The following is a 24304-nucleotide window of genomic DNA, read 5'->3' as shown; positions in this document are numbered from 1 at the left end:
CAATAGTTGTCTAATTATAAAGATCAGACAATATTTGAAGTATTGACGGAGGTCATTATGGGAAAAACGAAACAATATATTCAATCGTTGAATCAACACAATGACTCATTATTATTAGAGATGGAAAAGTATGCAGAAGAACATCGAGTTCCAATTATGGAGCTAGATGGAATCGCTTTTTTGAAACAACTAATACGTATTTACCAGCCTCAACAATTGTTAGAAATTGGAACAGCTATCGGGTATTCAGCCATACAAATGGCTAAGGCTAGTTCTAATGTTCATATCACAACGATTGAACGCGATTCAACACGATATCAAGATGCGGCTCACTATGTGAAACAAGCAGGTTTAACCGAACAAATATCCATCGTTTTTGATGATGCATTGGAATGGCTTGAGCAAATTCCGTATGAACAAGAATATGATTTCATCTTTGTTGATGCAGCTAAAGGACAGTATCAAGCTTTCGTAGAAAAAATAAATTCTCATCTAAAATCAGGTGGAATCCTAGTGGTTGACAATGTTCTGTTTAAGGGGTATGTTGCTAAAGAGGTAAATGATGACTCGCGTTGGCAATCAATTGGAGAAAAAATTAATCATTTTAATCAATGGCTTGTGAATCACGCTGATTATGATACTACAATTGTGGAAACAGGTGATGGAGTAGCAATTGCCGTTAAAAAATAAATTTAATGAGCTTCAGGAGAAGGGAGTTTACGGGTGTTGAATGACAAACCAATCATCATAGGGGTTGCAGGCGGAACGGGATCGGGAAAAACGACTGTTACGCGTTCTATTTGTGACCAATTTGAAAATACATCTATTCTTATGTTAGAACAAGATTCATATTATAAAGATCAATCACATATACCATTTGAAGAACGATTGAATACAAATTATGACCATCCATTAGCTTTTGATAATGATTTGTTAATTGATCATTTGGATCGTCTCTCTAGGCGAGAAACCGTGCAAAAACCAGTATACAATTACGAATTGCATACACGATCAGATGAAACGATTACAGTAGAACCTCAAGAAGTGATTATTTTAGAAGGAATTTTGATCTTAGAGGACGAACAATTACGTAATATGATGGATATTAAAGTGTTTGTTGATACAGATGCAGACATACGGATCATTCGACGTATGATGCGCGACATTAAAGAACGTGGCCGTACTCTAGAATCAGTGATGGATCAGTACATGAACGTCGTTCGACCAATGCATTTGCAATTCGTCGAACCAGCTAAGCGCTATGCTGATATTATTATTCCAGAAGGTGGCGAAAACCACGTGGCAATCGATTTATTATCAACAAAAATTAAAAGTATTATTGACAAAAAACAAATTTAACCATTATGATTATCGCTAATGCAGATATATGAATTAAGAAGGAGTGTCCAAGCATGGCTGAAGAACAAAGCTATTATATGACAGAAGATGGTAAGCGCAAATTAGAAGAAGAATTAGAAGAGTTAAAGACCGTAAGACGACCAGAAGTCGTTGAACGCATAAAAATTGCTCGTGACTTTGGTGACTTATCAGAGAACTCAGAGTATGATTCAGCTAAAGATGAACAAGCATTTGTCGAGGCTCGTATCTCACAAATTGAAAACATGATTCGCTACGCAGTTATTATTGAAAATGATGACGATAATAACGAAATTGTACAATTAGGGAAAACAGTTGTATTTGAAGAAATCCCAGATGGCGACGTTGAAGAGTATCAAATTGTTGGTAGTGCAGAAGCGAATCCGTTTGAAGGGCGCATTTCAAATGACTCACCAATGGCACAGAGTTTGCTAGGTAAGAAAATTGGCGATCAAGTCATGGTCCAAACACCGGGTGGCGAATTCGAAGTCAAAATTAAAGAAGTGAAGTAATATATAGGTCCTACACGAATCGGTGTAGGACTGTTTAAGATAATGGGTTAGGAGGAACTGTTAATGGATCATAGTCGCTCAGAACGTTTTGAAAAAAGACGAAAAAATACAAGACTAATGAATGTATTAATTTGGACGGTCATACTACTTATTATTGTGTTAATTGGTTTCTGGTTTTTTGGTGGGGATGATTCAGAAGAACAGCAAGATGATCAAACGGCTGATCAATCTACAGAGACAAATGAAGGCGATGAATCTAACAATGAAAACACAGATAATACCAATGAGTCAGATGAGAATAATGAGTCTGAATCCAATAATGAAGAAGAACAAGGTGGACAAGAAGGCGATGAGAATTCTGATGATTCTTCAGAAGAAAACTCAGAATCAAATAATGAAGAAGAGACGGGATCTGATTCACCTGAGGAGCCAACAGATGAAACCGTCACTGAATCTGATAAAGAAAATGTAACGCGTGTTATTGAGCGGGATTGGGAACCAATTGGTACTGAACAGGAAGAGCCTCATAACTCAGAGTTTTCTGAAGGCACACAAGACCGTGCTGAGATGGAAGATGCGATTGAGTATGCAACAGGCCTAAGTGAAGACAATATTATTTTCTGGCGATTAGAAAGCGGTGGCATGGCTAATCATGTTATTGGTACCGTAACAGATAGTAATCAAGAAGAGGTGTATCGTGTCTATCTAGATTGGATTGAGGGTGAAGGTTGGCAACCTCAAAAGATCGAAGAATTAGAAGTTAACGATGAGCATCCTGATTATAACGAAAACAGTGACGAAACAAATGAGGATACCGAATAAGAATAGGAGAATAAATATGCGATATGGCTTAATCGGTGCAATGGACGAAGAAGTGTCATGGTTAAAATCGCAAATGACAGTTGAACGAGAAGAAACAATTGCTCATTGTCATTTTATTATTGGAGATCTACACGGTCATGAAGTAGTACTTTTAAGATCAGGCATTGGGAAGGTGAATGCAGCTATTTCAACGACAATTTTACATGAAAGATTTCATCCTGATTATGTGATTAATACAGGCTCAAGTGGTGGTGTTGACCAGGCTTTGCGAGTTGGAGATCTAGTTATAGGGATAGAAACTTTGCATCATGATGCTGATGCAACAGCATTCGGTTATACGTATGGTCAAATTCCACAAATGCCTGCAAGATTTTACTCAGATGAACAGTTAGTTAAACAAGCCCAAAGTGCGAAAAGTATTCTTCCTGAAGACATTACAGTTGTAGAAGGATTAATTGGAACAGGTGATTCGTTTATGTCTGATTACGAACGCGTGTTACAAGTGGCTGAGCGTTTTTCGGATGTGAAAGCGCTAGAAATGGAAGCTGTTTCAATTGCACAAGTCTGTCATCAATATCAAACACCTTATTTAATTATTCGGTCATTATCAGATATTGCAGGCCAATCTTCAGATATTTCATTTGAAGCATACTTGGATAAGGCAGCTAAACATAGCGCCTTACTTATAGCTGAAATCCTAAAAATGAATCAGAGATAATTATGACAGCTACCTATGTTGATTAGGTAGCTGTTTTTTGATTGAGTCAGGATGAACTTTTACTCTTTTTGTGGTCACGGTAAAACGCATGAAACATTTTCATAAGTGCTCTCTTTTCAATTCGTGATACATAACTACGTGAGATTTGTAATAAGTCAGCGATTTCTCGTTGTGTGTATTCCTTCTGTTTATTTAATCCATATCTTTTTACAATGACTTCACGTTCACGGTCATCTAATAAATGTAAGTAATTAAAAATTTGTTCAATATCTATAGCTGTTTGTATTGTTTCTGTTAAGTCAGGGTGATCAGCTTTTAATACATCGATCAAGCTGATTTCATTGCCTTCTTTGTCATGGCCAATGGGATCCTGTAATGACACATCCTTATGTGTTTTTTTAGCTGATCTTAAAAACATTAAGATTTCATTGTCGATACATCTTGCCACATAGGTAGCTAATTTAGTCCCCTTATTAAGGGAATAACTCTCAACTCCTTTAATAAGACCAACTGTTCCAATTGAGATAAGGTCTTCTTGTTCCTCTTTGTTTTGTTCATATTTTTTAGCAATATGAGCAACGAGTCGTAAGTTATGTTCAATTAATTTGTTCCTCGCTTCTTCATCTCCTTCTTGCCATCGTTCTAAATAGTAATGTTCTTCTTTAGACGATAAGGGTTGGGGAAAGGCATTTCCTTTAACGTAAGCAAAAAACAAATAAGGGTTGTGTAAAAAGGTGAATAGAAGCTTCATGAGGCTTAACACATGTATCAACTCCCTAAGTAAGGGTTATGAGTCTATACATGTAATATATGCCCATATAAAGCGAATGTGCCTGTACATAAAAAATCGCCCTATTAAATCATAGGACGATTGCTGATTATGATGATTGATCCTTTTCTAAATGATCATGACGTGTCTCTTCTGTAAGTTCCACACCTGAGTTATAAGCTGCACGCGAAATCATGTGGGCACTAATAGGTGCTGTTATTAAGACGAAGAAGATACCTAAAATTAGTTTGCCACTTATAATACCAATATCAAATACTAAGAAAATAAAGGCTCCTAATAATACGCCAGCAACACCAAGGGTCGCAGCTTTTGTTGCAGCATGCAAACGATTGAATACATCTGGGAATCTCACGATGCCTAGTGAACCAGAAAAGGTAAAAAACGTCCCGATCAATATAAGTAAACTAACGATGATCTCGATCAATGATAACACCCTTTTCGAGAAATTTTGCGATGGCTATGGTACCAATGAACAATAGAATACCACTTAATAAAATAACGTCATTTAATTTGTCTGTAGCTAAATTAATAGCTTGTAATCCGATTAAGGCCATCATATTGACACCAATAGCATCTAAAGCTACAGCACGGTCAGGGTTTGTCGGACCTTTAATGGTTCGATAAACAAGTAAGACAATGGATAATGTGACACCAACGAAACTAATCCATAATGCTATATCTAGAAATTGATTACCAAATTCTTTTAACATTAACGTGTCACCTCCATAATCGCTTTTTCAAATGTTGACTTAATATCATTGATTGATTCTTCAATATCAGGTAAATCCATCGCATGGACATAAATGCTATTTTGATCTTCTGCCACAGCGACACTCAATGTTCCTGGTGTTAGTGAAATCAAAGATGTTAACAAAGTTATTTCCCAGCTACTTTTAAGTTCGACTGGTAATTTAAAAATACCTGGTTCGACATTTAATTTTGGCTTATAAGCTAAAACAACAATATTAACACTCGACATAATCAGTTCTTTTATGAAGATAAACACAAACAATTTGAAAATCCGATATAACCGCACAATGTAGAAGATATCAGGAAGAAAACGTCTGAGTAAAAATAACAAACCAATCCCTATAATGAAACCGACAATGAATCTCGAGGCTGTGTAACTTTCACTTAGAAACATCCACATAAATGCGATTAACAAGTTTAAAATAATTTGTATCGCCATACGTCACTACTCCTTTAAAACAGAACTGATATAATCAGTACGTTCATATAACATATTCGAAATAGACTCAATTTGAGGATAAACAAATTCAGCACCTATTCCTAAGAAGATTGCGAGTCCGACTAGAACTACTCCCGGAATGGTTAGTTGTCGAATACGTTTTCGTTCGTTAGATAATCCATCCATAAGCTCCCCCCAAAAGCCATAAACAAAAATGCGCATCATCGATAGCAAGATGAGTAAGCTCGATAATAGGGCAACGATTACAAGAAGGAATTCCTCTTGTCGTAAACCACCTTCCAGTAATAGGATCTTACCGATGAAACCACTAAAAGGCGGTACTCCTGCTAAAATGAGAGAAGCAATAAAGAAGACCCAACCGAGCAACGGATACTTTTGGATGACACCACTCATTTGCCGCAAATCTTTTGTGCCTGCAGCAATAACAAGTGCTCCAATTAAAAAGAATAAAGCTCCTTTTATAACCATATCGTGCATTAAATAATACACAGAACCAGCGATTGCTTCAGGTGTATATAAGCCGATTCCCATTAACATAAATCCAACGGCGGGTATAATGTTATAAGTAACAATTAACTTAACATTATGAGTTGATAGAGCCCCAATCACACCAAATAACATCGTGAACATGGCTAACCAAATAAAAATACTATGTGTAATAGCCGTCTCATGAACGAAGATAAGCGTGTAAACGCGAATAATGGAGTAAATCCCTACTTTAGTTAATAAAGCACCAAAGAGTGCTGAAACGACTGGATTTGGCACCACATATGAATTAGGTAACCAATAATAAAGTGGGAAAACAGCTGCTTTAACAGCAAAAACAAAGAATAAAATCATTCCTACAGCTGTTAAAACCCCTTGTTGTTCAACCGTTTCGACTCGTTCTGCTAAATGTGCTAAGTTAACCGTTCCAGTAATAGCATAAATGTACGCAACTGAAACAATAAATAACATGGATGAGAATAGATTAAATAACACATATTTAAATGATTCTCTTAGCTGGGCTTTGCCATTTCCAAGTACGATTAATCCATAGGAAGCCATCAATAGAACTTCGAAAAAGACAAATAAGTTAAATAAGTCTCCAGTCATGAACGCACCAGAAACACCGGCGATCAGCAAGAAATATAAAGCGTAAAAGTAAAATCGCTCTTGTTTCTCTTCTAAAATCCTAGGTGCGTAGAAGATGGCAGCTGTTCCAATAATGTTTGTCGTTAAAACCAACAAGATGGCTAACGGGTCCCCGACTATGGATATTCCATAAGGCGCTGCCCACCCACCAGCTTGGCCAACGATTGATCCATTTTGAAATATGTAGAAGGCTAAGCCTCCAACAAATATTAAAAACACAACTGAAGTTATTTGTGAGAACAGCCGTGTTATTTTTATTTTTTTAGTTAGTAGTGCCGCAATGACACTCGCTAATAACGGTAGGACAATGGGTAAAAAGATTAAATTAATCATAATCACTACCTCTCATTTCTTCCATATTGTCAGTCTTATTTAAGGTGTATGTTCGGTAAGCTAAGACAAGTAGGAAACTTGTCACACCAAAACTAATAACGATCGCTGTTAGTATTAATGCTTGAGGCAATGGATCAGTGTAGCTCGAAACATCATCTACTAGTAGTGGAGGTGCGCCTCGTTTAACTTGAGACATTGTTAATAAAAACAAATGGGCTCCATGTGATATTAGTACTGTTCCAACAATGATACGTAAAAGCTGTTTTTGTAATAAGTTATAGATTCCTGTGCTGAACAATATAGATGCCAGCACAGTTAAGATAATTTCCATCTTAATTCGCCCCCTTATTTCGGCGAAGTTTGATCATACCAATAATCGCCAATGCAGCTCCGAATAGTACGGCAACTTCAAATAAAGTATCAATTCCACGAAAGTCAACTAGAATGACGTTAACCATATTATCTCCGCCACCAAGTTTATACGTGTTATCAATGAAATATTGGGCAATTGTATCGAACGAGCGACTATTGTATGCACTAATACCAATCACCATCATTAATAAACCGAACGCAACCGAAATGATAACGTTGGTTGACTTCGTAAACCAAGACGATGTGTCTTTTTTAAGGTTTGGTAAATGGTAAAAGCAAAGCATAAATAATGTTACAGTTACGGTTTCAACAATCAATTGAGTTAATGCTAAATCTGGAGCACGATATAGGACGAATAAAATAGCTAAACCATACCCAACAACTCCTACAATAAGTATGATTGCTATCCGATTACGTGCAAAAATAGTAGCAATTGCAGCTACAGCAATTAACAAGGTGACAATGACTTCTGTTGTTGTGATACTAGCTGTTTCAGCCATGTCGAAATTGATTCCACTCGTTTTGACTAAAACACCTGACACAATCACGGTAATCGCTGTTAATAATAAAACCATATATTGACGTAGAGACCCAGTCATATATGTGTTCGTAATCCGCTGTGAAGCTGTTTCAGATTTTTCAACTATCCAATCGTATACACGATTCATACTCAAGCGACCAGGTAATATTTGGTAAACACCTGACCATTTAGATTTCGTGAGATACATAATGGCACCAATGACGACAACGGCAATGGACATATAAAATGCTGGTATTAAACCGTGCCAGAAGTATATTTCTTTATTAGCCTCTCCGCCATAAACCGCATCAGCGGCATGCGTGATCAGAGACTCATTGAAGATCGTTGGGAATAAACCAATGATAAGCACGCCTAAAACTAATATAAATGGTGGAACTAGCATCATTTTAGGTGCTTCATGCGGATGTTTTGGTAATTCATCAACTTGTGACTTTCCAGTAAAGGTGTTAAAGAATAAGTACATCGAATATATAAATGTAAAAATACTACCGACTACAGCTAATACTGGTATGATAGTCACTAATGTTTCAGCGAACGCTCCAGATGCTGTGTTATCTAAAGATGCTTGGAAAAACATTTCTTTACTATAGAATCCGTTTAAAAACGGAAGTGGGACACCCGCCATAGAAAACGTCCCGAAGATCGCCAGTGTGGCTGATATAGGCATAAATGTAAATAAACCACCTAGCTTACGTATATCACGGCTACCTGTTTCATGATCGACAATACCAGCGATCATAAAGAGACTACCTTTAAAAGTAGCGTGGTTTAAGATGTGGAAAACAGCTGCAAAAAGCGCAACTTTAGTACCGAAACCGAGCATAGCCATAATCATACCAAGTTGACTGATCGTCGAAAATGCCAGGATCCCTTTTAGGTCCGTCTGACGCACAGCCATATAAGAGCCCCAAGTTAATGTCACAAGCCCGAATAGACTTAATGCAATAAACACATAAGGCTCACCAGCTAGTATGGGTGAAAACCGAGCCATTAGGTAAATACCGGCTTTTACCATGGTAGCTGAGTGTAAGTAGGCACTGACTGGTGTAGGTGCTTCCATGGCATCTGGTAACCAAATATGAAATGGAAATTGAGCAGATTTTGTGAATGCACCGAGTAATAAAAAGATTAAAATAAATGGGAAGTATTCGCTATTTACAATGACATCAGATTGTTCAACCATGCCTTGAATACTTGTCGTACCCGTTACAATGGATAATAAGATGATACCAGCTAGTAAGCTGAAACCACCAAACACGGTGATTAACATAGATTTTAATGCACCATAACGTGATCGTTCACGATGGTGCCAATAACCAATTAGTAAAAAGGATGAAATGGATGTGAATTCCCAAAAGGCATACAATCCAAATACGTTGTCAGAAAGAACAACCCCTAACATAGCTGTCATGAAGATATAAAGGTATGTATAAAAATGACCAAGTTGTTCTTTGTGATCCAAATAGTAAATGGAATACAAAACAACTAACGTTCCAATTCCACTAATTAATAAAGCAAAAAGCAAACTAAGTCCGTCAAGATGAAAGCTTAATGCAATATCGAGAGAAGGAATCCAATCAACCGAGACCATTTGTGGTTGAAAGTCAGCTCCGACATATTGTAAGAAATAAAGAAAGACAGCAAATGGAATAGGCAAGATTAGCCAACCTGTATGTACTTTATGTTTCCATTTACTCAATAAGGGTATTATAAATGCTAATAATAGCGGAGCAAATATAGCAAAAATCATGTTCTGTTCATCCTTTCAATCAAACTAACCCAACAATAAATACAGTAACCATTATAACGATATTATAAGCTTTTTGAAAAGAAAAACTATATGTTACAGGTCAATAAAAAAACTAGACACTCGGTAAAATGTCTAGTCTTAAATATAGGTAGAAACTCAAATTATGACGATTCTTTTAACGCCGTAAATAATTTGCGTTTTTTAAGTTCTCTCTCAAACAATTGAATAAAATCTTGATTGAGTTGAAGTGCTTTGGCCTTCTGATAGGATTCGATTAATAATTGGTTAGATAAATATTCCATAAGTTTTCAGCCGTTAATGGCTGTCACCCCCTGGGAATTACTATTGTATGAGTAATCCTATCATTGCTTTGTCATTTGGACAACTTGAATAAAATGTGTATAACTTGTTGGTAACCTGTTAGTATATTCGCTTCAACACCTTTAGAATATTGTCAAATCAAGGTGCATCTTGTGAATTATTTTATCCACAATCGTGAAAAATGATAGGAATTGTCGAACGAAAGTGTTCATATAACAAAGATGATTTCTAAACTAGGATCCCAAAACGTTATAGAATCAGTGAAGAATTATAACAAGAATATCTTTGAAAGATGTCGCTTGATTGTATATGATGTAAATTAGTGAGAAAATGTTATGAGGTGACTGTATTGTTAAAGAGGTTTCTACCAAATGATTATGTGGAATCGATCCACAATGTTACACCAGAAATGTTAAAACAACACAATATAAAAGGTGTTATTACTGATTTAGATAATACATTAGTTGCTTGGGATGAACCTGATGCGACCCAAGAGGTTATTGATTGGATTCAAAGCTTACAAAGTCATGATATTCAAGTGGTTATTATTTCAAATAATAATGAAGAACGTGTATCTACTTTTAGCATCCCACTTAATGTGTCATTTATATCAAAAGCAAGAAAACCAATGCAAAAAGCATTTAATAAAGCCAGAATAGATATGGGGTTAAATCGTAATGACGTCGCTGTAGTGGGCGATCAAGTATTAACGGATGTGTTTGGTGGTAATCGCTCTAAATTTTATACGATTTTGGTCGTGCCGATTGTAAAAACTGACGGGTTTTTTACGCGATTTAATCGTATTGTCGAACGTCGTTTATTAAATTACTTTAGACGAAAAGGTTATTTACACTGGGAGGATTAATATGGAAACAATATACTGCCAAGGCTGTGGTGCTAAGATCCAAACGGAAGATGAAAATAAAGTAGGTTATGCGCCAGTTTCAGCTTTAGAACGAGAAGATGTTATTTGTAAACGATGCTTTCGCTTGAAACATTATAATGAAGTACAAGATGTTGACTTGACGGACGATGATTTCCTTAACTTATTACATGAAATAGGGGACCACGACGGATTAGTTGTTAATATTGTTGATTTGTTTGATGTACATGGCAGCTTTGTCAATGGTCTAAATCGTTTTGTCGGCCAAAACGAGATTATATTAGTAGGGAATAAAGTGGATTTATTACCTAGCTCGATTAATTTAAATAAAGTAAAACATTGGATGAAACGCGTAGCAAAAGAATTCGGGTTAAAAGTAAAAGATGTTTACCTAGTCAGTTCTAAGACAGGTACGAATATGGAAGAATGCGCCTTTGAACTAGAACGATTAAGACATGGTAGAGATATCTTCGTTGTGGGCTGTACGAATGTAGGTAAATCGACTTTTATTAACTATTTAATTAACCGTTCGATTGAACAAGAACAAGTTATTACCACGTCTTATTTCCCTGGAACTACGCTTGGGTTTATTGATATACCATTAGATGATCAGTCTTCACTTATTGATACACCAGGAATCATCAATCGTCATCAGATGGCTCATTATTTATCGAAAAAAGATTTAAAAGTTATTACACCTGATAAAGAGGTTAAACCGAAAGTCTTTCAATTAGAGTCAGATCAAACATTGTTTTTTGGTGCTTTAGCACGTTTGGATATTGATAAAGTAGATGGACGTAAAGGCTTTGTTTGTTATGTCTCTAATGATATTCATATCCATCGTACGAAGACAGATAAAGCTGACTTATTATATGATCAACATGCTGGGGAGCTATTATCACCTCCATCAGATGAGACGTTAGATGAGATGCCTCCTTTAGAACCACAGACGTTGCAGTTAAATGGAAATCACAAACAAGATATTGTGTTTTCTGGACTTGGTTGGGTTACAGTGCCGAAGGGGCAAACATCTGTAACTGCCTACGCCCCTAAGGGTGTAAGAATCATTGTACGCGATGCGATTATATAAATAATTGGATATTTAAAATTTAGTGTTTATTTTGCATGGTAATGCACTGAGTTGTTGAATTGTGAGGAGCGAAGGTGGCGACTCCAGCGGGAATAGCACGTGTCTCGAGACCCCCGCAGGAAGTGCCTTTCTTCCGAGGAGGCTCGAGCCGTGCCCGCGGAAAGTGTCCACCGAAAGCGGATCACAATATCAACAACGGACTTTAAAAGAAGTTAAATAAAGGGTGTTACGTTTATGTACAAGCTTGGTTTAATTGGGAGATCTGTTGAGCATTCGAAGTCACCTGAAATCCATCACAAATTGCTAGCGGAGAATGGTTTAGAGGGAGAATATCATCTATTCTCAATAGATGAATTTATGATCGCAGAAACGCTTGAGCATTTTAAAACCCAAAACTATATAGGCTTTAACGTAACAGTCCCGTATAAAGAAACGATTATTCCGTATTTAGATGCTTTAGAAACGTCCGCAGAAGTCATGCAATCCGTAAACACCGTTAAAATAGTGGATGGACAATTGATTGGCTACAATACAGATGGATTAGGCTATATAGAGTCTCTTAAACAAAACTATCCAGATTGGTTTAATAATAGACAGGAGAAAACTGTTTTAGTGCTCGGTGCTGGTGGAGCAGCTAAAGGGATTACTCACCAATTAGTGAATCACCAGTTAGGACGTATCTTTATCGCTAATCGAACGCAATCGAAAGCTTTAGAATTAGCATCTATATTTCCTGAAGTAGAAACGATCCAATGGTCAGAGGTGACACTTGCTTTAACTCAAGTTGATTTAGCTATAAATACAACGACTGTCGGTATGGCACCGAATGATCTTCAATCTATCATTTCGGTAAAAGGGCTGAAGTCTAATCCGATCGTAAGTGATATTGTTTATCAGCCGACGTGGACTAAATTGTTAATAGAAGCCCATGAGGAAGGTTGTCCCTTACTTTTTGGAGAATCCATGTTATACTACCAAGCGGTCAAAGCATTTGAAATATGGACAATGAAAGAATAACTTGAGGAGGACATCACTGTGTTAACTGGAAAACAAAAACGATTTTTGCGTAAACACGCTCACCATTTAACGCCTGTTTTTCAAATTGGTAAAAATGGTTTAAACGAAAATATGATTGAACAAATTGATGAAACTTTGGAAAAACGAGAAGTCATTAAAGTTTCTGTTTTACAAAATAATTTCGAAAGTAAAGAGGATTTAGCTGAACAAATAGCTAATGGTACAGATTCTTATATCGTTCAAATCATCGGAAATGTCATTATTTTATACCGTGAATCAAATGAATATAAGCAAATTGATCTCCCATAAAGGTGTGACGAGGATGCGTCGTATAGGAATTTTTGGTGGAACATTTGATCCACCTCATCAAGGTCATTTGGAAATATGTAAGACAGTGTTAGAGCAACTAATGCTTGATGAAATATGGTTAATGCCGACGTATCAACCCCCTCATAAAGAGCCTGCTAATGTCACATTTGAACATCGGGTTAATATGCTTCACGCATTAATTGAAGACGAAACTAATTTTTTTGTGACTGAAATTGAGAGTGAACGAAAAGGTCGTTCCTATACATTAGAGACTGTTAAAGAATTGAAAGAACGATATCCTAATACACAATTCTATTTCATTATTGGCGGTGACATGGTTGATTACTTACCCAATTGGTACGGAATTGATGAATTAAAGACATTGATTCAGTTTATCGGTGTTTCAAGACATGGTTCTAACTTTGATGACTCATCAGTATTACGTATTGAAATGGAAGAAGTCAATGTATCGTCAAGCGATATTAGAAACCAACTACACGCGCATAATAAACCTGATGGACTCCCTCAGTCTGTGTTTGATTATATAAAGGAGTATCGACTTTATGAATATTGAACAAGCCTTAGCAGAGACACAAAAGACATTATCAGTTAAGCGATATGAACATGTAGAACGCGTAACTGAGACAGCTTTAGACTTAGCGGATTATTATGGCGCTGACCGTTATCAAGTTGGACTGGCAGCTGCTTTACATGATTATGCTAAGCATATGGACGTTTCTTTGCTAAAACATTGGATTGTCACGTCAACCAATTTACCGAAAGATTTACTTCAATATCATCATGAGTTATGGCATGGTCCAGTTGGTGCTGAAATGGCTCGCTATTGGTTTCAAATCAAGGATCAAGAGGTCTTAAACGCTATTAAATCACACACAACAGGACATATGCATATGAGTCTGATCGAAAAAATTATTTTTATAGCTGATTATATTGAGCCAGGAAGAAACTTTGAGGCTGTGCATGAAGCAAGGCGATTAGCTAAGATCGACTTAAATCAAGCTTGTCACTATGCGTTACAGCAAACGATATTTTTCTTAATGAGTCAAGGACAACCGGTTTATCCTGATACGTTTCAAGCATATAATGGATTAACGAAAGTTATTAACCAAAATGGAGGTTACAAATAATATGGAAAGTAAAGAGTTATTAAATATTGCGGCTCAAGCATGTGATGATAAACGTGCTGAAAATTTAGTCGCACTAGATATGAGAGAAGTTTCCCTTATGGCTGACTATTTCTTAATCTGTCACGGTTCAAATGAACGCCAAGTAGATGCCATTAGTAAGGGGATAAAAGATGCTGTTGAAGAACAGGGTGTTGAAGTCAAAAAAATAGAAGGTAAAGATGATGCACGCTGGGTTTTAGTCGATTTAGACGATGTGGTTGTTCATGTTTTCCATGCTGAAGAGCGTCAATATTATAACTTAGAAAAATTATGGGGCGACGCCGATGAAGTGTCGTTATCTGTTTCATAAGCTATGATTTATGAGAACATGGCTTATGTTTATGATGAATTGATGGATGATGTGCCTTATAATCAGTGGGTTCAATTTACACAGAGTCTACTGGGAGAATCGTCAAGTCACTCTTCAATGAAGTTATTAGACCTTGGTTGTGGTACAGGGACATTAACCCTTTCATTAGCTCATTTATTTGATGAAATGGTAGGCGTTGATCAATCTAAGACAATGATTGACGTTGCTAAAGAAAAGACGCAACACACTGATCAAAAAGTGTCTTGGATTGAAAGCGATATTCGTGAACTGCGGTTAGAACAGTCTTATGATATCATTACGAGTTATTGTGATGTCGTTAATTATTTAACAGATCATACTAGCTTAGAGGAAATGTTTGATACTGTCTATCAACATCTTAATCCTGATGGCTTGTTTATTTTTGATAGTCACAGTTTGTCTTATATTGAAGGGCTGATTAATGCTGAAATGTTTACTGAAATACGTGAAGATTTAAGTTATGTTTGGCTTTGTGAGGCAGGAGAGCAACCAGGAGAAATCATTCATGACTTAACTTTTTTTGTTGAAGAATCAGACGGTTTATACCGCCGATTTGATGAAACGCATACGCAACGTGTATTCCCAGTGAATGAGGTTAGACAATTACTTGAATCTAAAGGTTTATCAATAAAAACAATCACAGGCGATTGGGGAGAGACAAACATTGAAGATGCTGATCGGATCTTTTATGTTTGTCAAAAAACTTCATGTTAAAAGCAACCGATGAGGGAAACTTATCGGTTGCTTTTTTTGTTAAATGAAGTAAAATAATAGTAATCACTTTAAATTATTTGATTAATCCATTCATCGACATGGACTTTTTCTCGATTAAATTTAGTGTGTGTTTTAATAAAGACTTCATTAAAGCCTGCAGGTACGCTCTGCTCTAAGCCTTTCATGCCAACTCCGGTGATCCCACCTTTAACCATCACTTTTTCTTTCAAAGATGTTAAATCAAAATGGTCTTGTTTGAGTAACTCTCCATATCCAATCATCATGGACTCCACTAATTCCGTGGCTAATTCCTTACCAATATCTGCTTCACTTGTAGCAGCTTCTATTAATTCTTCAAGAAGATAACTGACAAATGCAGGTCCACACGATACTAAATCTGATGCAATTCTCACTTGTGATTCACTAATTTCCACTGGTGTTGAGAACAATTTACTTGTTTGCCATAGGATATATTTCATTTCGTCACTGATGGAATCATTAAATGTTAACAATGTCTTTCCGCGAAGCGCGCTATTGGTGATGCTTGGTATTAATCTTGCCGTTTGACAGCTTAGAATATGATTCAGGTGGTCTAAAGAAATAGAACTTGTGATGGAAACAACTAGTTGGTCCTCTGATAATTTTTGATCGAGTCGATTAGCAACTGAAATAATGTCTTTTGGTTTGGTGCAAATAAATATAATATCACATGAAGCAGCCATGGCATCAACAGTTTGTAAAATATGAACATCAGGGTAAGTTTCTTTTAGACGATAAGCTTTGAGTAGTGTTCGGTTGTGAATATAAATGTTTCTTTGGTCGACTGCACGACTATCGACTAAAGCGTTTAACAATACTGTTCCCATATTACCTGTTCCGATTATTCCCCAATTCATAATCATCCTCCTCTAAACCAACTTAACTCTATGTATATGAAAGAAGGTTCAAAACATGTTAGTTCCAAAAAAATGGATTGTTGTAACTGTCATGATTTTAATCATTATTGGTATTAGCATTTTTCAAACAAGTTCTTCAGAAAATGATGGACAACCTGTCATAGTCGAAGAAAGTTCACCTGAAGTTGAAAGCGCAGAAAAAGTTAGCGAAGTAAGCAAACCCCTTCTGGTAGTCGATATTAAAGGATCAGTGCATGATCCAGGTGTTTATGAGATGTCGGAAGGAGATAGAGTGGTCGATGCCATCGAATATGCTGGAGGACTAACATCTGAAGCAGATGAACACCAAATTAATCTTGCCGAACTGGTGTATGATGAAATGATTATTATGATACCTGAAGTAAGTGATAGTCAAAATTCTACTGATTTATCTATAGATAGCCGACAACAAGATGGGAAAATCAGAATAAATCAAGCTTCAGCGGAAGAATTAACATTGTTATCAGGAATAGGTGAAAAGAAAGCACAAACTATTATAGATTACAGAGAAGAAAACGGGGCATTTAAATCTGTAGATGAATTATTAAATATAAGCGGAATAGGGGAGAAGACATTAGAACAGATCGAAGAAGACCTCATTGTTCCATAATCATGCTCTTTACGGAGTTAGAACGGTTCTATACAATGAAGATAAGGTATTTGCAGTCATAAGGAGGCAAAAATGATGGAACGTATTTCTTGGGATCAATATTATATGTCACAAAGCCATTTGCTTTCGTTACGTAGTACGTGTGAACGCTTAGCTGTTGGTGCTACGATTGTTCGTGATAAACGGGTTATTGCAGGAGGGTATAACGGCAGCCCTTCAGGTAGTGTCCATTGTATCGATGAAGGGTGTAAACTCATCGATGGACATTGTGTAAGAACGATTCACGCAGAAGTTAATGCGATTCTTCAATGTGCTAAGTTTGGTGTAGCAACAGAAGGAGCAGAAATATATGTCACACATTTTCCATGTTTAAATTGCTGTAAAACCATTATTCAGAGTGGTATCCAAAAAATATATTACGCTCATGATTACAAAAATCACCCTTATGCGATTGAATTGTTGCAAGAAGCGGGTGTCGAGTTTGAAAAGGTTGAATTAGATTATTTACATATCGATACCAACACAAAAGATAAATTATATTTTATGACATCACTTATTGAAAAGTTGGAAGAACGAGGTGCGAGTGAAGAGGAGTTAAAAGATTTACGAATGAAAGCGAATCAATTGTTTACGTATTCTGAATAAGTCCATGCGTGGAAAACTTTATATTGTTGCACTTTTTTATGTAGCAGGTTATTTACCAACAAATCTCGGTATTCTTGTAATCAGCATCTTAATTTATTTGTTTTTAGAACAATTTTCTAAGAACCGAGGTTTGTTAATAACTTCTCTCGTTTTATTTACTCTATCTCTCCTCTTAACGCCCACTCCTCAATCATTAACTCCAATCCAGGAAATAAAGAATTATCAGAGTACTGTTACAATCAAATCAGACCAAAATATACATGCGCAATCTTTTTCTTATATCGGCGAATTAGAAGACGGGCAGCGTGTACAGTTGTTCTTTGATGAAGAAGCGAAATTAAGTCATGTCATTCATGGAGCTACTTGTGATTTATCAGCCGAATTATCCCCACCCGATCCTGCCAGTAATCCAGGTCAATTTGACTATCGTTCATTTCTAGAAAATCAAGGAATCGTAGCTATTAGTTATAACCCCACGGTTACTAAATGCGATGGAAATAGTATATTTTCCCATTTATATCAATATCGAACGACTTTGATGGATGGGATAAATGAAACCTTTCAAACTGATACAATCGCTTGGTTAAATGCCTTAATATTTGGTGACAGACAAGGATTAGATGAAGAAGTTTTAGGCGCTTATCAATTTTGGAACATTACTCATTTATTAGCTATTTCAGGCCTTCACGTCGGTTTGACTTTAGGGTTGATTTATTATGTATTATTGTATGGATTAAAATTATCCAAAGAACGTATTAACCTCATATTACTAGTCTTTATCCCATTTTATATTGTTATTGCAGGAGCGAATCCTCCAGTTATTCGAGCTGGATTAATGGCTGCGCTATTTATACTCTTATCCTTTTTTAAAAAACGATTAGATACAACGGATGTTCTTTCATTTATATTTTTAATTGTATTGTGGATTGATCCTTATTTAATTTATCAGCTAGGTTTTCAATTTTCATTTGTTGTAACGTTTTCACTTGTCTTATCTAAGTCGTTATTAGCTCAATCTAATCATTGGTTGACTCAATCCCTGATTATTAGCTTGGTAAGCCAGCTCGCCATTTTACCAATCCAGTTAACCCATTTTCATTTCACGAATGTCTTATCCATTTTAATTAACTTAATCATGGTCCCTATTTATTCTGTATTAATTATTCCGTTAAGTTTATTATTGCTGATTAGTGTCTGGTTACCTCAATCCATTTCGTTTTTATTAGAGCGTTTATTTTTAAGTATGCAAGAAATAATTCAGTCCATTTTTTCCGTTATGGGACAACCTCATTTTGCAGCTTGGGTGACTGGTGAACCACCTATGATTGCAATTGTGTTGTTTTATATTACTTGGTTAGTCATGATGCGTTTATGGGAACTAAAAGAACTTGGAAAAACAGCCTTAGCCAGTTGTGTGATGATTAGTATTTTGTTAATTGCACAATATAGTATGTACTTTGATAAAAATCTTTATTTAACGATGTTGGATGTCGGTCAGGCTGAAGCGGTTGTGTTGGAGTTACCTCATCGTAAAGGTGTATTTTTGTTTGATGCAGGTGAAGAGGTGTCTTTCTCTGAAGTTCAGTCGCATGATAATTATGAGAATATTATTAAGCCGTTTTTATGGTCGCGGGGGATTAAGCATCTTGATGGACTATGGATTAGTCATGCTGATTATGATCATATTGGGTCTGCATCGCAAGTCATTCATGATTTTAACCCTGAATTATTATTTCGCTATCCACTAGAACAGTCAGAATTAGACGCTTTAGTTGTACCAACATTAACAGTAGAGAAAGGGGACATAATCGAGTGGAAAGACGTGACATTTACTGTATTAGCCCCTAATGTTGATAAAGTATCAGATGATGAAAATGAACGTTCTGTTGTCGTATTAGTTGAATATGATGATTTTTCAATACTCATGACTGGAGACATCACTAAATCGGTGGAAGAAGAGCTAGTGAATACAGAAAAACTAGGGGAAGTTGATATCTTAAAAGTAGCACATCATGGGAGTGATACCTCTTCATCTGAATCGTTTTTACAGCACGTAAAACCGACTGCAGCTCTTATTTCAGTAGGCCACAACAACTCTTATAATCATCCAAGCCCGGAAGTATATGACCGTTTAGTTAAGCATGGTATTGCTGTTTATCGTACAGATGAAAATGGCGCCATTACAATAAAATTCATCAATGGACAACACACGGCAGATCCATTTATCCCATAAATTAAAATATAGGCTCTGTTAAAGCTTAGTGTCGATTTTTAAATAGTGTAGCAGAGAGTTGTTGAATTGTGAGTAGCGAAGGAGGCGACTCGTGTGGAAAGCGTCCAGCGATAGCGGATCACAATATCAACAACGGATTTTAACAAAGCCAAAATAAAAAGAGGCTCTAATAGCCCCTTTTAATTAAGTAAAATAACCATTTAGTTAGCAAAAATTGTGAAAATGGTACCGATCGCAAAGATCACAAAGAAGAAAATGAACGAAAAGCCAAATCCTTTAATGGAATCAACCACGTCATTATTTTTGGATTGCACATCGTGTTCGAAATCGTTCATGACCATCCCTCCTAGTCCAATAATAGTATAAGCGATTCATTCAAAAAAATCTATACGTTTTGTTGAATGTCAAAAATTTGTGACTGTCGTTAATCCTTGATTGTTAAGAACTAACAACGATAATTCGATTATAATTACACACACTAATTATAACAACAAATAACACTAAAAACAAAGAACCCCGGGTATTTGTTTTTAGTGTTTATATAGATGCTGGGAGGAGACTTTTATAGGTCTCCTCTCTTTACATGATTTACTCTTGTGAAAAAGCGATGTTCAGTATAGGATAGCTATAGAGAGGAGTGCGAGTCATGCATGCACAACAATTTGTTGAACAGAAGAAAACCACAGTAGCCCCTATTTATTTACTCTATGGCGATGAGCCTTTTTTTATACAGCAATCGACAGAAAAAATTATCAACCAGATTCGCGAAAAAGATCCTGAAGTTGACCAACAGAATTATGATATGGAAACAGTTTCGGTTCAGGAAGCGATTCATGATGCTGAAACATTTCCTTTCTTCAGTGAACATAAAATAGTCAGTCTAAATCGAGCAAGCTTCTTAACAGGTCAAGCTAAAAGTGAAATAGAACATGACCTTGATGTGTTAACTGAATATGTTAAACAACCTACAGAGTTTACAACACTCATCATTATAGCCCCATACGAGAAACTGGACCAACGCCGTAAAATTGTAAAAACTTTAAAAGAATATGGTGAACTGATTGATTGTTCACCACCCGATTTACGTCAAATGAATGATGTGATTAAACAGATGGCAGATTCATTTGAGTTAAGTTTGTCTGAGCCAGTCATTGACTTATTAGTGGAACGAGTAGGCGATCATTTAGAAGCTTTGCAATCAGAATTACATAAACTGTCTCTTTACTTTGGTACAAGCGATGTCAATTATAATGAGGCCGAACCATTAGTGAGCACTTACGCTGAAACGAGTACGTTTGCTTTGATTGATGCCTTAGTAGACAATCGATTAGGGGAGGCTTTAAATATTTTGAAGGCTCTTCGAAAACAAAATGAGGAACCAATCGCTCTGTTAGCTCTTATTACATCTCAAATCAGATTGATCTTACAATGCAAACTATTAAAACGCAGGGGTTATCAACAACAACAAATAGCTAAGCAGATGCGTGTACACCCTTACGCAGTAAAGATGGCTTTAAAACGAGAGAGAGCTTTTAGTGAAACAACACTCAAGTCAGCTCTGAGTATTGGCGCGGAAACTGATGAAAAATTAAAGACTGGTCAAATGGACAAGTGGTTATCAATTGAAATGTATTTACAATCGATCATGCGTCACTTATCACAGACGAGATAAAAAAACGTTCGCTATTATTAGCGAACGTTTTTTACATTAATTAATAAAATTAATTAATAAGTTTGTTTACTTTTTGTGTTAATCTGCTCTTCTTACGGTCACCATTGTTTTTATGAATAATACCGCGCTGAACAGCTTTATCAATTTTGCTTGTAGCAGTCGTAAGCAAACGTTTTGCTTCATCAACATCTTTATTACGAACTGCTTTTTCAACACGCTTTGCAGCTGAACGCATATCAGAACGAGGTTCTTGATTACGCTCGCGCTTATCAGCATTAATGCGAATTCGTTTTTCACCTTGTGGGTTATTAGCCATTTCCTTCACCTCCTGATGAGTATATCCGTACCAATTCATTCGTATCTTGGACAAAAGTCATTTTATCAAAGCAAACATTAGTTTTCAATAGATAATAGTTAAGAAGCATACTCTATCGTTTAAAATTTACGTTATTTGGAGATGATAATGGGTAGTTTATTAATTGATGGAGGTATTGTATGACTAAGATTAATGCTAATCGCCGAACGGATCTAGCTTTAGAAGCGCGAGATATGTTTGTTGAACAAAATCCGCACCGGAAAGAAGAATTAGACGGCATTACGATTAAGACGTTTGAAGAAGATAATATTAAATTAACCCGAGTAAAAATTGACTCAAAAGGTGCTGAGCGCGTAGGTAAAGCACCAGGCCATTATACAACCATTGAATCTCAGTTGATGCGCCGACTAGATGATGAATTCGAGAAGCAATTGGGGACTTTATTAGCCGGCGAATTAGAAAGATTGCTGGAGTTCCATGATATTCACCCAGATGCGTTGGGGCTTATTGTCGGTTTAGGGAATGATTATGTAACACCTGATGCATTAGGGCCTCAAGTAACGAAGAAAGTCTATGTGACCAACCATTTATTCAAATTACAACCAGAACGTGTAGAAAAAGGCTTTCGACCTTTGACTGCTTTTACGCCAAGTGTAATGGGACTTACTGGGGTGGAAACAACGGACCTTATTTTTGGTGTGGTCGAAAAAGTGAAACCTGATTTTATTATCGCGATTGATGCTTTAGCAGCAAGGTCAATCGATCGAGTGAATACGACAATACAATTGTCTGATACAGGCGTTCACCCAGGTTCAGGAGTTGGTAATGATCGTAAGGAAGTAAGTGAATCAACGTTAAATGTACCTGTTTTTTCAATTGGTATTCCGACAGTGGTCGATGCTGTTACGATCACGAGTGATACGATTGACTATCTATTAAAACATTTCGGACGCGAGGTTGATGAACAAGACAAAGCCAGTAAAGCTTTAACGCCGAGTGGGATGACTTTTGGGGAACGAAAAGAACTTACAAATGAAGATTTACCTGAAGAAGAAGAGAGAAAACGATACTTAGGCTTAGTCGGACAGTTGGGCGAAGATGAAAAAAGACAATTAATAGAAGAAGTATTGAGCCCGATTGGACACAATTTAATAGTCACACCCAAGGAGGTAGATGACGTTATTGTGCATATGGCTAAATTAGTCGCATCAGGCATTAATCAAGGTCTTCATCAACGAATAGAACAAAATAATACGAAAGATTTTCTCGGTTAGAGGTTCTACCTTTTCAACTTAACACATACGGTTTAATAGAGTGTTAATAGAAAGGTTGAAAAGGTATGAACAGACCATTGTATATTCTAAGATCTATCGTTAAAGCCATTAAACATAATCCAATGTTAATCTTTGTTGTACTATTTATAAGTTTATGGCTAGTGATTCCATTGTTTTCAAAAGGGTCACCAGAATCATCAACCAATTTAATGCACGAATGGATTCAAGAAATTGACGGATCCACATTAACGACGTTGATGTCCTTTGATCAACCAGTATTAGCGGACTTACAATCTGATCACAATCAAACACTTTCATTCTCAAAAATAATGATCCCCTTGGTTACGAATTCACCCTATCAAGACTTACGCTTATTGTTTGGACATGAGTTGCCTAATTTCCCTGGAAATCAAGGACGTATTGCGATAGCTGGGAGTGGGACAAACCAATTCACGACATCTGTTGAATCAGCACCACCTGATTATATATTTGAACAAGAAGAAGAGATTGATGAATCTGAACAAAGAAGTACAGATGTTTATGAAGATGAAACTGTTTATATTTATAACACTCATAACCGTGAAGCGTTTTTACCATATTTAGACGAAGATGCCACGAGCAATGAAGCATTCAATCACGTCGATAATGTTGTGGATTTGAGTGTATCGTTAAAAGAAAGGTTACAACAACGAGGGATAGACTCCTATGTAGAGAAAACAGACTTTTATAAAATATTACAGCAAAAAGGGCTTGAATACCATGAATCATACGATGTGGCGCGTGAAGTCGTGGCGGATTACCACGAAGAAGAACCAACAGAGTATTTCATAGACATCCACCGTGATGCTCAGCCTCACCGAATCACCACAACAACAATCAATGACAAACCAGCTGCTAAGCTTATGTTTGTTGTTGGGGGAGAACACGAGGATTATGAAGCGAATTTAGAATTTGCGGCAGAATTACATGAAATGCTAGAGAAACGTTACCCATCCTTGAGTCGTGGAGTTCAAATTAGTGAAGGTGAAGGGACAAATGGTGTGTTTAATCAAGATTTATCTGAACAGAAGTTATTGTTAGAAGTCGGTGGCGTCGATAATGATTTTGAAGAGATGAATTATAGCTTAGATCTGTTTGCTGATGTGTTAGCGGATTATATTGCAGAAAATAATCAATCAGAGGGTGAATAG

30 protein-coding genes are annotated in these 24304 nt (G+C 36.5%); 19 read left to right on the top strand and 11 right to left on the bottom strand.

Annotated features, from left to right (window positions below; genetic code table 11):
- Positions 1–57 precede the first annotated feature (57 nt).
- From ACKXGF_RS09495 to mtnN, 5 genes are all read left to right on the top strand, one after another.
- On the top strand, positions 58–690 hold the full coding sequence (locus ACKXGF_RS09495; protein WP_411953514.1) for an O-methyltransferase: 633 nt from the start codon (positions 58–60) through the stop codon (positions 688–690).
- A gap of 36 nt (positions 691–726) precedes the next feature.
- Positions 727–1359: a uridine kinase gene (gene udk, locus ACKXGF_RS09490; protein ID WP_411953513.1), complete on the top strand. Its 633-nt coding sequence runs from the start codon at positions 727–729 to the stop codon at positions 1357–1359.
- A 53-nt stretch (positions 1360–1412) separates the two neighbouring features.
- Complete coding sequence (greA, locus tag ACKXGF_RS09485) at positions 1413–1889, top strand: transcription elongation factor GreA (protein ID WP_411953512.1); 477 nt, start codon at positions 1413–1415, stop codon at positions 1887–1889.
- A 63-nt stretch (positions 1890–1952) separates the two neighbouring features.
- Complete coding sequence (locus tag ACKXGF_RS09480) at positions 1953–2711, top strand: DUF1510 family protein (protein WP_411953511.1); 759 nt, start codon at positions 1953–1955, stop codon at positions 2709–2711.
- 16 nt (positions 2712–2727) lie between these two features.
- Positions 2728–3429, top strand: a complete 702-nt coding sequence (gene mtnN, locus ACKXGF_RS09475) for a 5'-methylthioadenosine/S-adenosylhomocysteine nucleosidase (protein ID WP_411953510.1) — start codon at positions 2728–2730, stop codon at positions 3427–3429.
- A 46-nt stretch (positions 3430–3475) separates the two neighbouring features.
- Here the strand turns inward: mtnN and sigK are convergent, their stop codons facing one another.
- The 8 genes from sigK to ACKXGF_RS09435 all read right to left on the bottom strand — a co-directional run bounded on the left by sigK (position 3476) and on the right by ACKXGF_RS09435 (position 9861).
- Positions 3476–4180 (bottom strand): RNA polymerase sporulation sigma factor SigK, encoded by a 705-nt coding sequence (gene sigK / locus ACKXGF_RS09470; RefSeq protein WP_411953509.1) that lies wholly within the window; start codon positions 4178–4180, stop codon positions 3476–3478.
- 127 nt (positions 4181–4307) lie between these two features.
- A complete protein-coding gene (gene mnhG / locus ACKXGF_RS09465; RefSeq protein ID WP_411953508.1) occupies positions 4308–4643 on the bottom strand; it encodes a monovalent cation/H(+) antiporter subunit G in 336 nt (111 codons plus the stop codon).
- Entirely contained in the window at positions 4624–4929 is a 306-nt protein-coding gene (locus ACKXGF_RS09460; RefSeq protein ID WP_411953507.1) for a Na(+)/H(+) antiporter subunit F1, read from the bottom strand. Before ACKXGF_RS09460 ends, mnhG begins: the two co-directional genes overlap by 20 nt.
- A complete protein-coding gene (locus ACKXGF_RS09455; protein WP_411953506.1) occupies positions 4929–5408 on the bottom strand; it encodes a Na+/H+ antiporter subunit E in 480 nt (159 codons plus the stop codon). The genes ACKXGF_RS09460 and ACKXGF_RS09455 overlap by 1 nt, the downstream gene beginning before the upstream one ends.
- Before the next feature lie 6 nt (positions 5409–5414).
- The gene (locus ACKXGF_RS09450) at positions 5415–6896 is read right to left on the bottom strand and encodes a Na+/H+ antiporter subunit D (RefSeq protein ID WP_411953505.1); all 1482 of its coding nucleotides are present in this window, start codon (positions 6894–6896) and stop codon (positions 5415–5417) included.
- Positions 6889–7227, bottom strand: a complete 339-nt coding sequence (locus ACKXGF_RS09445; RefSeq protein ID WP_167261035.1) for a Na(+)/H(+) antiporter subunit C — start codon at positions 7225–7227, stop codon at positions 6889–6891. Before ACKXGF_RS09445 ends, ACKXGF_RS09450 begins: the two co-directional genes overlap by 8 nt.
- Position 7228: 1 nt before the next feature.
- Entirely contained in the window at positions 7229–9559 is a 2331-nt protein-coding gene (locus ACKXGF_RS09440; RefSeq protein ID WP_411953504.1) for a Na+/H+ antiporter subunit A, read from the bottom strand.
- Positions 9560–9720: 161 nt separating this feature from the next.
- A complete protein-coding gene (locus ACKXGF_RS09435) occupies positions 9721–9861 on the bottom strand; it encodes a sporulation histidine kinase inhibitor Sda (protein WP_411953503.1) in 141 nt (46 codons plus the stop codon).
- Positions 9862–10229: 368 nt separating this feature from the next.
- Here ACKXGF_RS09435 and ACKXGF_RS09430 point away from each other — a divergent pair, with 368 nt between their 5' ends.
- The 8 genes from ACKXGF_RS09430 (at position 10230) to ACKXGF_RS09395 (ending at position 15429) form a co-directional block, all read left to right on the top strand.
- Entirely contained in the window at positions 10230–10745 is a 516-nt protein-coding gene (locus tag ACKXGF_RS09430; protein WP_411953502.1) for a YqeG family HAD IIIA-type phosphatase, read from the top strand.
- 1 nt (position 10746) lies between these two features.
- On the top strand, positions 10747–11853 hold the full coding sequence (yqeH, locus tag ACKXGF_RS09425) for a ribosome biogenesis GTPase YqeH (protein ID WP_411953501.1): 1107 nt from the start codon (positions 10747–10749) through the stop codon (positions 11851–11853).
- 234 nt (positions 11854–12087) lie between these two features.
- On the top strand, positions 12088–12870 hold the full coding sequence (gene aroE / locus ACKXGF_RS09420; protein ID WP_411953500.1) for a shikimate dehydrogenase: 783 nt from the start codon (positions 12088–12090) through the stop codon (positions 12868–12870).
- A gap of 18 nt (positions 12871–12888) precedes the next feature.
- Complete coding sequence (gene yhbY / locus ACKXGF_RS09415; RefSeq protein ID WP_411953499.1) at positions 12889–13179, top strand: ribosome assembly RNA-binding protein YhbY; 291 nt, start codon at positions 12889–12891, stop codon at positions 13177–13179.
- 13 nt (positions 13180–13192) lie between these two features.
- Complete coding sequence (locus ACKXGF_RS09410) at positions 13193–13753, top strand: nicotinate-nucleotide adenylyltransferase (RefSeq protein ID WP_411953498.1); 561 nt, start codon at positions 13193–13195, stop codon at positions 13751–13753.
- A complete protein-coding gene (gene yqeK, locus ACKXGF_RS09405) occupies positions 13743–14327 on the top strand; it encodes a bis(5'-nucleosyl)-tetraphosphatase (symmetrical) YqeK (RefSeq protein ID WP_411953497.1) in 585 nt (194 codons plus the stop codon). The genes ACKXGF_RS09410 and yqeK overlap by 11 nt, the downstream gene beginning before the upstream one ends.
- A 1-nt stretch (position 14328) precedes the next feature.
- Positions 14329–14676, top strand: a complete 348-nt coding sequence (gene rsfS, locus ACKXGF_RS09400) for a ribosome silencing factor (RefSeq protein WP_167261050.1) — start codon at positions 14329–14331, stop codon at positions 14674–14676.
- 18 nt (positions 14677–14694) lie between these two features.
- Positions 14695–15429: a class I SAM-dependent DNA methyltransferase gene (locus ACKXGF_RS09395; RefSeq protein WP_411953496.1), complete on the top strand. Its 735-nt coding sequence runs from the start codon at positions 14695–14697 to the stop codon at positions 15427–15429.
- A gap of 68 nt (positions 15430–15497) precedes the next feature.
- On the opposite strand, the gene comER is transcribed toward ACKXGF_RS09395, so the two are convergent.
- Positions 15498–16325 carry a late competence protein ComER gene (gene comER / locus ACKXGF_RS09390; RefSeq protein ID WP_411953495.1) on the bottom strand — a complete coding sequence of 276 codons (828 nt, stop codon included), beginning with the start codon at positions 16323–16325 and terminating at the stop codon, positions 15498–15500.
- Between the two features lie 55 nt (positions 16326–16380).
- Here comER and ACKXGF_RS09385 point away from each other — a divergent pair, with 55 nt between their 5' ends.
- The 3 genes from ACKXGF_RS09385 to ACKXGF_RS09375 all read left to right on the top strand — a co-directional run bounded on the left by ACKXGF_RS09385 (position 16381) and on the right by ACKXGF_RS09375 (position 19852).
- Positions 16381–16974, top strand: coding sequence for a helix-hairpin-helix domain-containing protein (locus ACKXGF_RS09385; RefSeq protein WP_411953494.1), 594 nt, complete (start codon positions 16381–16383; stop codon positions 16972–16974).
- A 75-nt stretch (positions 16975–17049) separates the two neighbouring features.
- Entirely contained in the window at positions 17050–17619 is a 570-nt protein-coding gene (locus ACKXGF_RS09380; protein WP_167261058.1) for a ComE operon protein 2, read from the top strand.
- Between the two features lie 4 nt (positions 17620–17623).
- A complete protein-coding gene (locus tag ACKXGF_RS09375) occupies positions 17624–19852 on the top strand; it encodes a DNA internalization-related competence protein ComEC/Rec2 (RefSeq protein ID WP_411953493.1) in 2229 nt (742 codons plus the stop codon).
- A 200-nt stretch (positions 19853–20052) separates the two neighbouring features.
- Here the strand turns inward: ACKXGF_RS09375 and ACKXGF_RS09370 are convergent, their stop codons facing one another.
- The gene (locus ACKXGF_RS09370; protein ID WP_167261062.1) at positions 20053–20187 is read right to left on the bottom strand and encodes a YqzM family protein; all 135 of its coding nucleotides are present in this window, start codon (positions 20185–20187) and stop codon (positions 20053–20055) included.
- 311 nt (positions 20188–20498) lie between these two features.
- Between ACKXGF_RS09370 and holA the strand changes: the two genes are divergently transcribed.
- On the top strand, positions 20499–21524 hold the full coding sequence (holA, locus tag ACKXGF_RS09365; RefSeq protein WP_411953492.1) for a DNA polymerase III subunit delta: 1026 nt from the start codon (positions 20499–20501) through the stop codon (positions 21522–21524).
- Between the two features lie 49 nt (positions 21525–21573).
- Here holA and rpsT read toward each other — a convergent pair whose 3' ends face one another.
- On the bottom strand, positions 21574–21840 hold the full coding sequence (rpsT, locus tag ACKXGF_RS09360; RefSeq protein ID WP_167261066.1) for a 30S ribosomal protein S20: 267 nt from the start codon (positions 21838–21840) through the stop codon (positions 21574–21576).
- Between the two features lie 179 nt (positions 21841–22019).
- Between rpsT and gpr the strand changes: the two genes are divergently transcribed.
- A complete protein-coding gene (gpr, locus tag ACKXGF_RS09355; RefSeq protein WP_411953491.1) occupies positions 22020–23114 on the top strand; it encodes a GPR endopeptidase in 1095 nt (364 codons plus the stop codon).
- Between the two features lie 65 nt (positions 23115–23179).
- Entirely contained in the window at positions 23180–24304 is a 1125-nt protein-coding gene (gene spoIIP, locus ACKXGF_RS09350; RefSeq protein ID WP_411953490.1) for a stage II sporulation protein P, read from the top strand.

Source organism: Alkalibacillus sp. S2W (assembly GCF_046764385.1).
Lineage (GTDB): Bacteria > Bacillota > Bacilli > Bacillales > Alkalibacillaceae > Alkalibacillus > Alkalibacillus almallahensis.
Note: the sequence above shows the minus strand (reverse complement) of the source record. Positions and strands in the feature narration are given on the sequence as shown.

Coding starts and splice junctions, on each gene's coding strand:
- ACKXGF_RS09370 (WP_167261062.1), bottom strand. CDS start 20,187: ATGAACGATTTCGAACACGATGTGCAATCCAAAAATAATGACGTGGTT.
- gpr (WP_411953491.1), top strand. CDS start 22,020: ATGACTAAGATTAATGCTAATCGCCGAACGGATCTAGCTTTAGAAGCG.
- comER (WP_411953495.1), bottom strand. CDS start 16,325: ATGAATTGGGGAATAATCGGAACAGGTAATATGGGAACAGTATTGTTA.
- ACKXGF_RS09410 (WP_411953498.1), top strand. CDS start 13,193: ATGCGTCGTATAGGAATTTTTGGTGGAACATTTGATCCACCTCATCAA.
- holA (WP_411953492.1), top strand. CDS start 20,499: ATGCATGCACAACAATTTGTTGAACAGAAGAAAACCACAGTAGCCCCT.
- rsfS (WP_167261050.1), top strand. CDS start 14,329: ATGGAAAGTAAAGAGTTATTAAATATTGCGGCTCAAGCATGTGATGAT.
- mtnN (WP_411953510.1), top strand. CDS start 2,728: ATGCGATATGGCTTAATCGGTGCAATGGACGAAGAAGTGTCATGGTTA.
- ACKXGF_RS09460 (WP_411953507.1), bottom strand. CDS start 4,929: ATGTTAAAAGAATTTGGTAATCAATTTCTAGATATAGCATTATGGATT.
- ACKXGF_RS09445 (WP_167261035.1), bottom strand. CDS start 7,227: ATGGAAATTATCTTAACTGTGCTGGCATCTATATTGTTCAGCACAGGA.
- yqeH (WP_411953501.1), top strand. CDS start 10,747: ATGGAAACAATATACTGCCAAGGCTGTGGTGCTAAGATCCAAACGGAA.
- ACKXGF_RS09375 (WP_411953493.1), top strand. CDS start 17,624: ATGCGTGGAAAACTTTATATTGTTGCACTTTTTTATGTAGCAGGTTAT.
- sigK (WP_411953509.1), bottom strand. CDS start 4,180: ATGAAGCTTCTATTCACCTTTTTACACAACCCTTATTTGTTTTTTGCT.
- spoIIP (WP_411953490.1), top strand. CDS start 23,180: ATGAACAGACCATTGTATATTCTAAGATCTATCGTTAAAGCCATTAAA.
- greA (WP_411953512.1), top strand. CDS start 1,413: ATGGCTGAAGAACAAAGCTATTATATGACAGAAGATGGTAAGCGCAAA.
- ACKXGF_RS09385 (WP_411953494.1), top strand. CDS start 16,381: ATGTTAGTTCCAAAAAAATGGATTGTTGTAACTGTCATGATTTTAATC.
- yqeK (WP_411953497.1), top strand. CDS start 13,743: ATGAATATTGAACAAGCCTTAGCAGAGACACAAAAGACATTATCAGTT.
- ACKXGF_RS09435 (WP_411953503.1), bottom strand. CDS start 9,861: ATGGAATATTTATCTAACCAATTATTAATCGAATCCTATCAGAAGGCC.
- ACKXGF_RS09395 (WP_411953496.1), top strand. CDS start 14,695: ATGGCTTATGTTTATGATGAATTGATGGATGATGTGCCTTATAATCAG.
- ACKXGF_RS09495 (WP_411953514.1), top strand. CDS start 58: ATGGGAAAAACGAAACAATATATTCAATCGTTGAATCAACACAATGAC.
- ACKXGF_RS09450 (WP_411953505.1), bottom strand. CDS start 6,896: ATGATTAATTTAATCTTTTTACCCATTGTCCTACCGTTATTAGCGAGT.
- ACKXGF_RS09455 (WP_411953506.1), bottom strand. CDS start 5,408: ATGGCGATACAAATTATTTTAAACTTGTTAATCGCATTTATGTGGATG.
- aroE (WP_411953500.1), top strand. CDS start 12,088: ATGTACAAGCTTGGTTTAATTGGGAGATCTGTTGAGCATTCGAAGTCA.
- ACKXGF_RS09480 (WP_411953511.1), top strand. CDS start 1,953: ATGGATCATAGTCGCTCAGAACGTTTTGAAAAAAGACGAAAAAATACA.
- ACKXGF_RS09440 (WP_411953504.1), bottom strand. CDS start 9,559: ATGATTTTTGCTATATTTGCTCCGCTATTATTAGCATTTATAATACCC.
- rpsT (WP_167261066.1), bottom strand. CDS start 21,840: ATGGCTAATAACCCACAAGGTGAAAAACGAATTCGCATTAATGCTGAT.
- ACKXGF_RS09380 (WP_167261058.1), top strand. CDS start 17,050: ATGGAACGTATTTCTTGGGATCAATATTATATGTCACAAAGCCATTTG.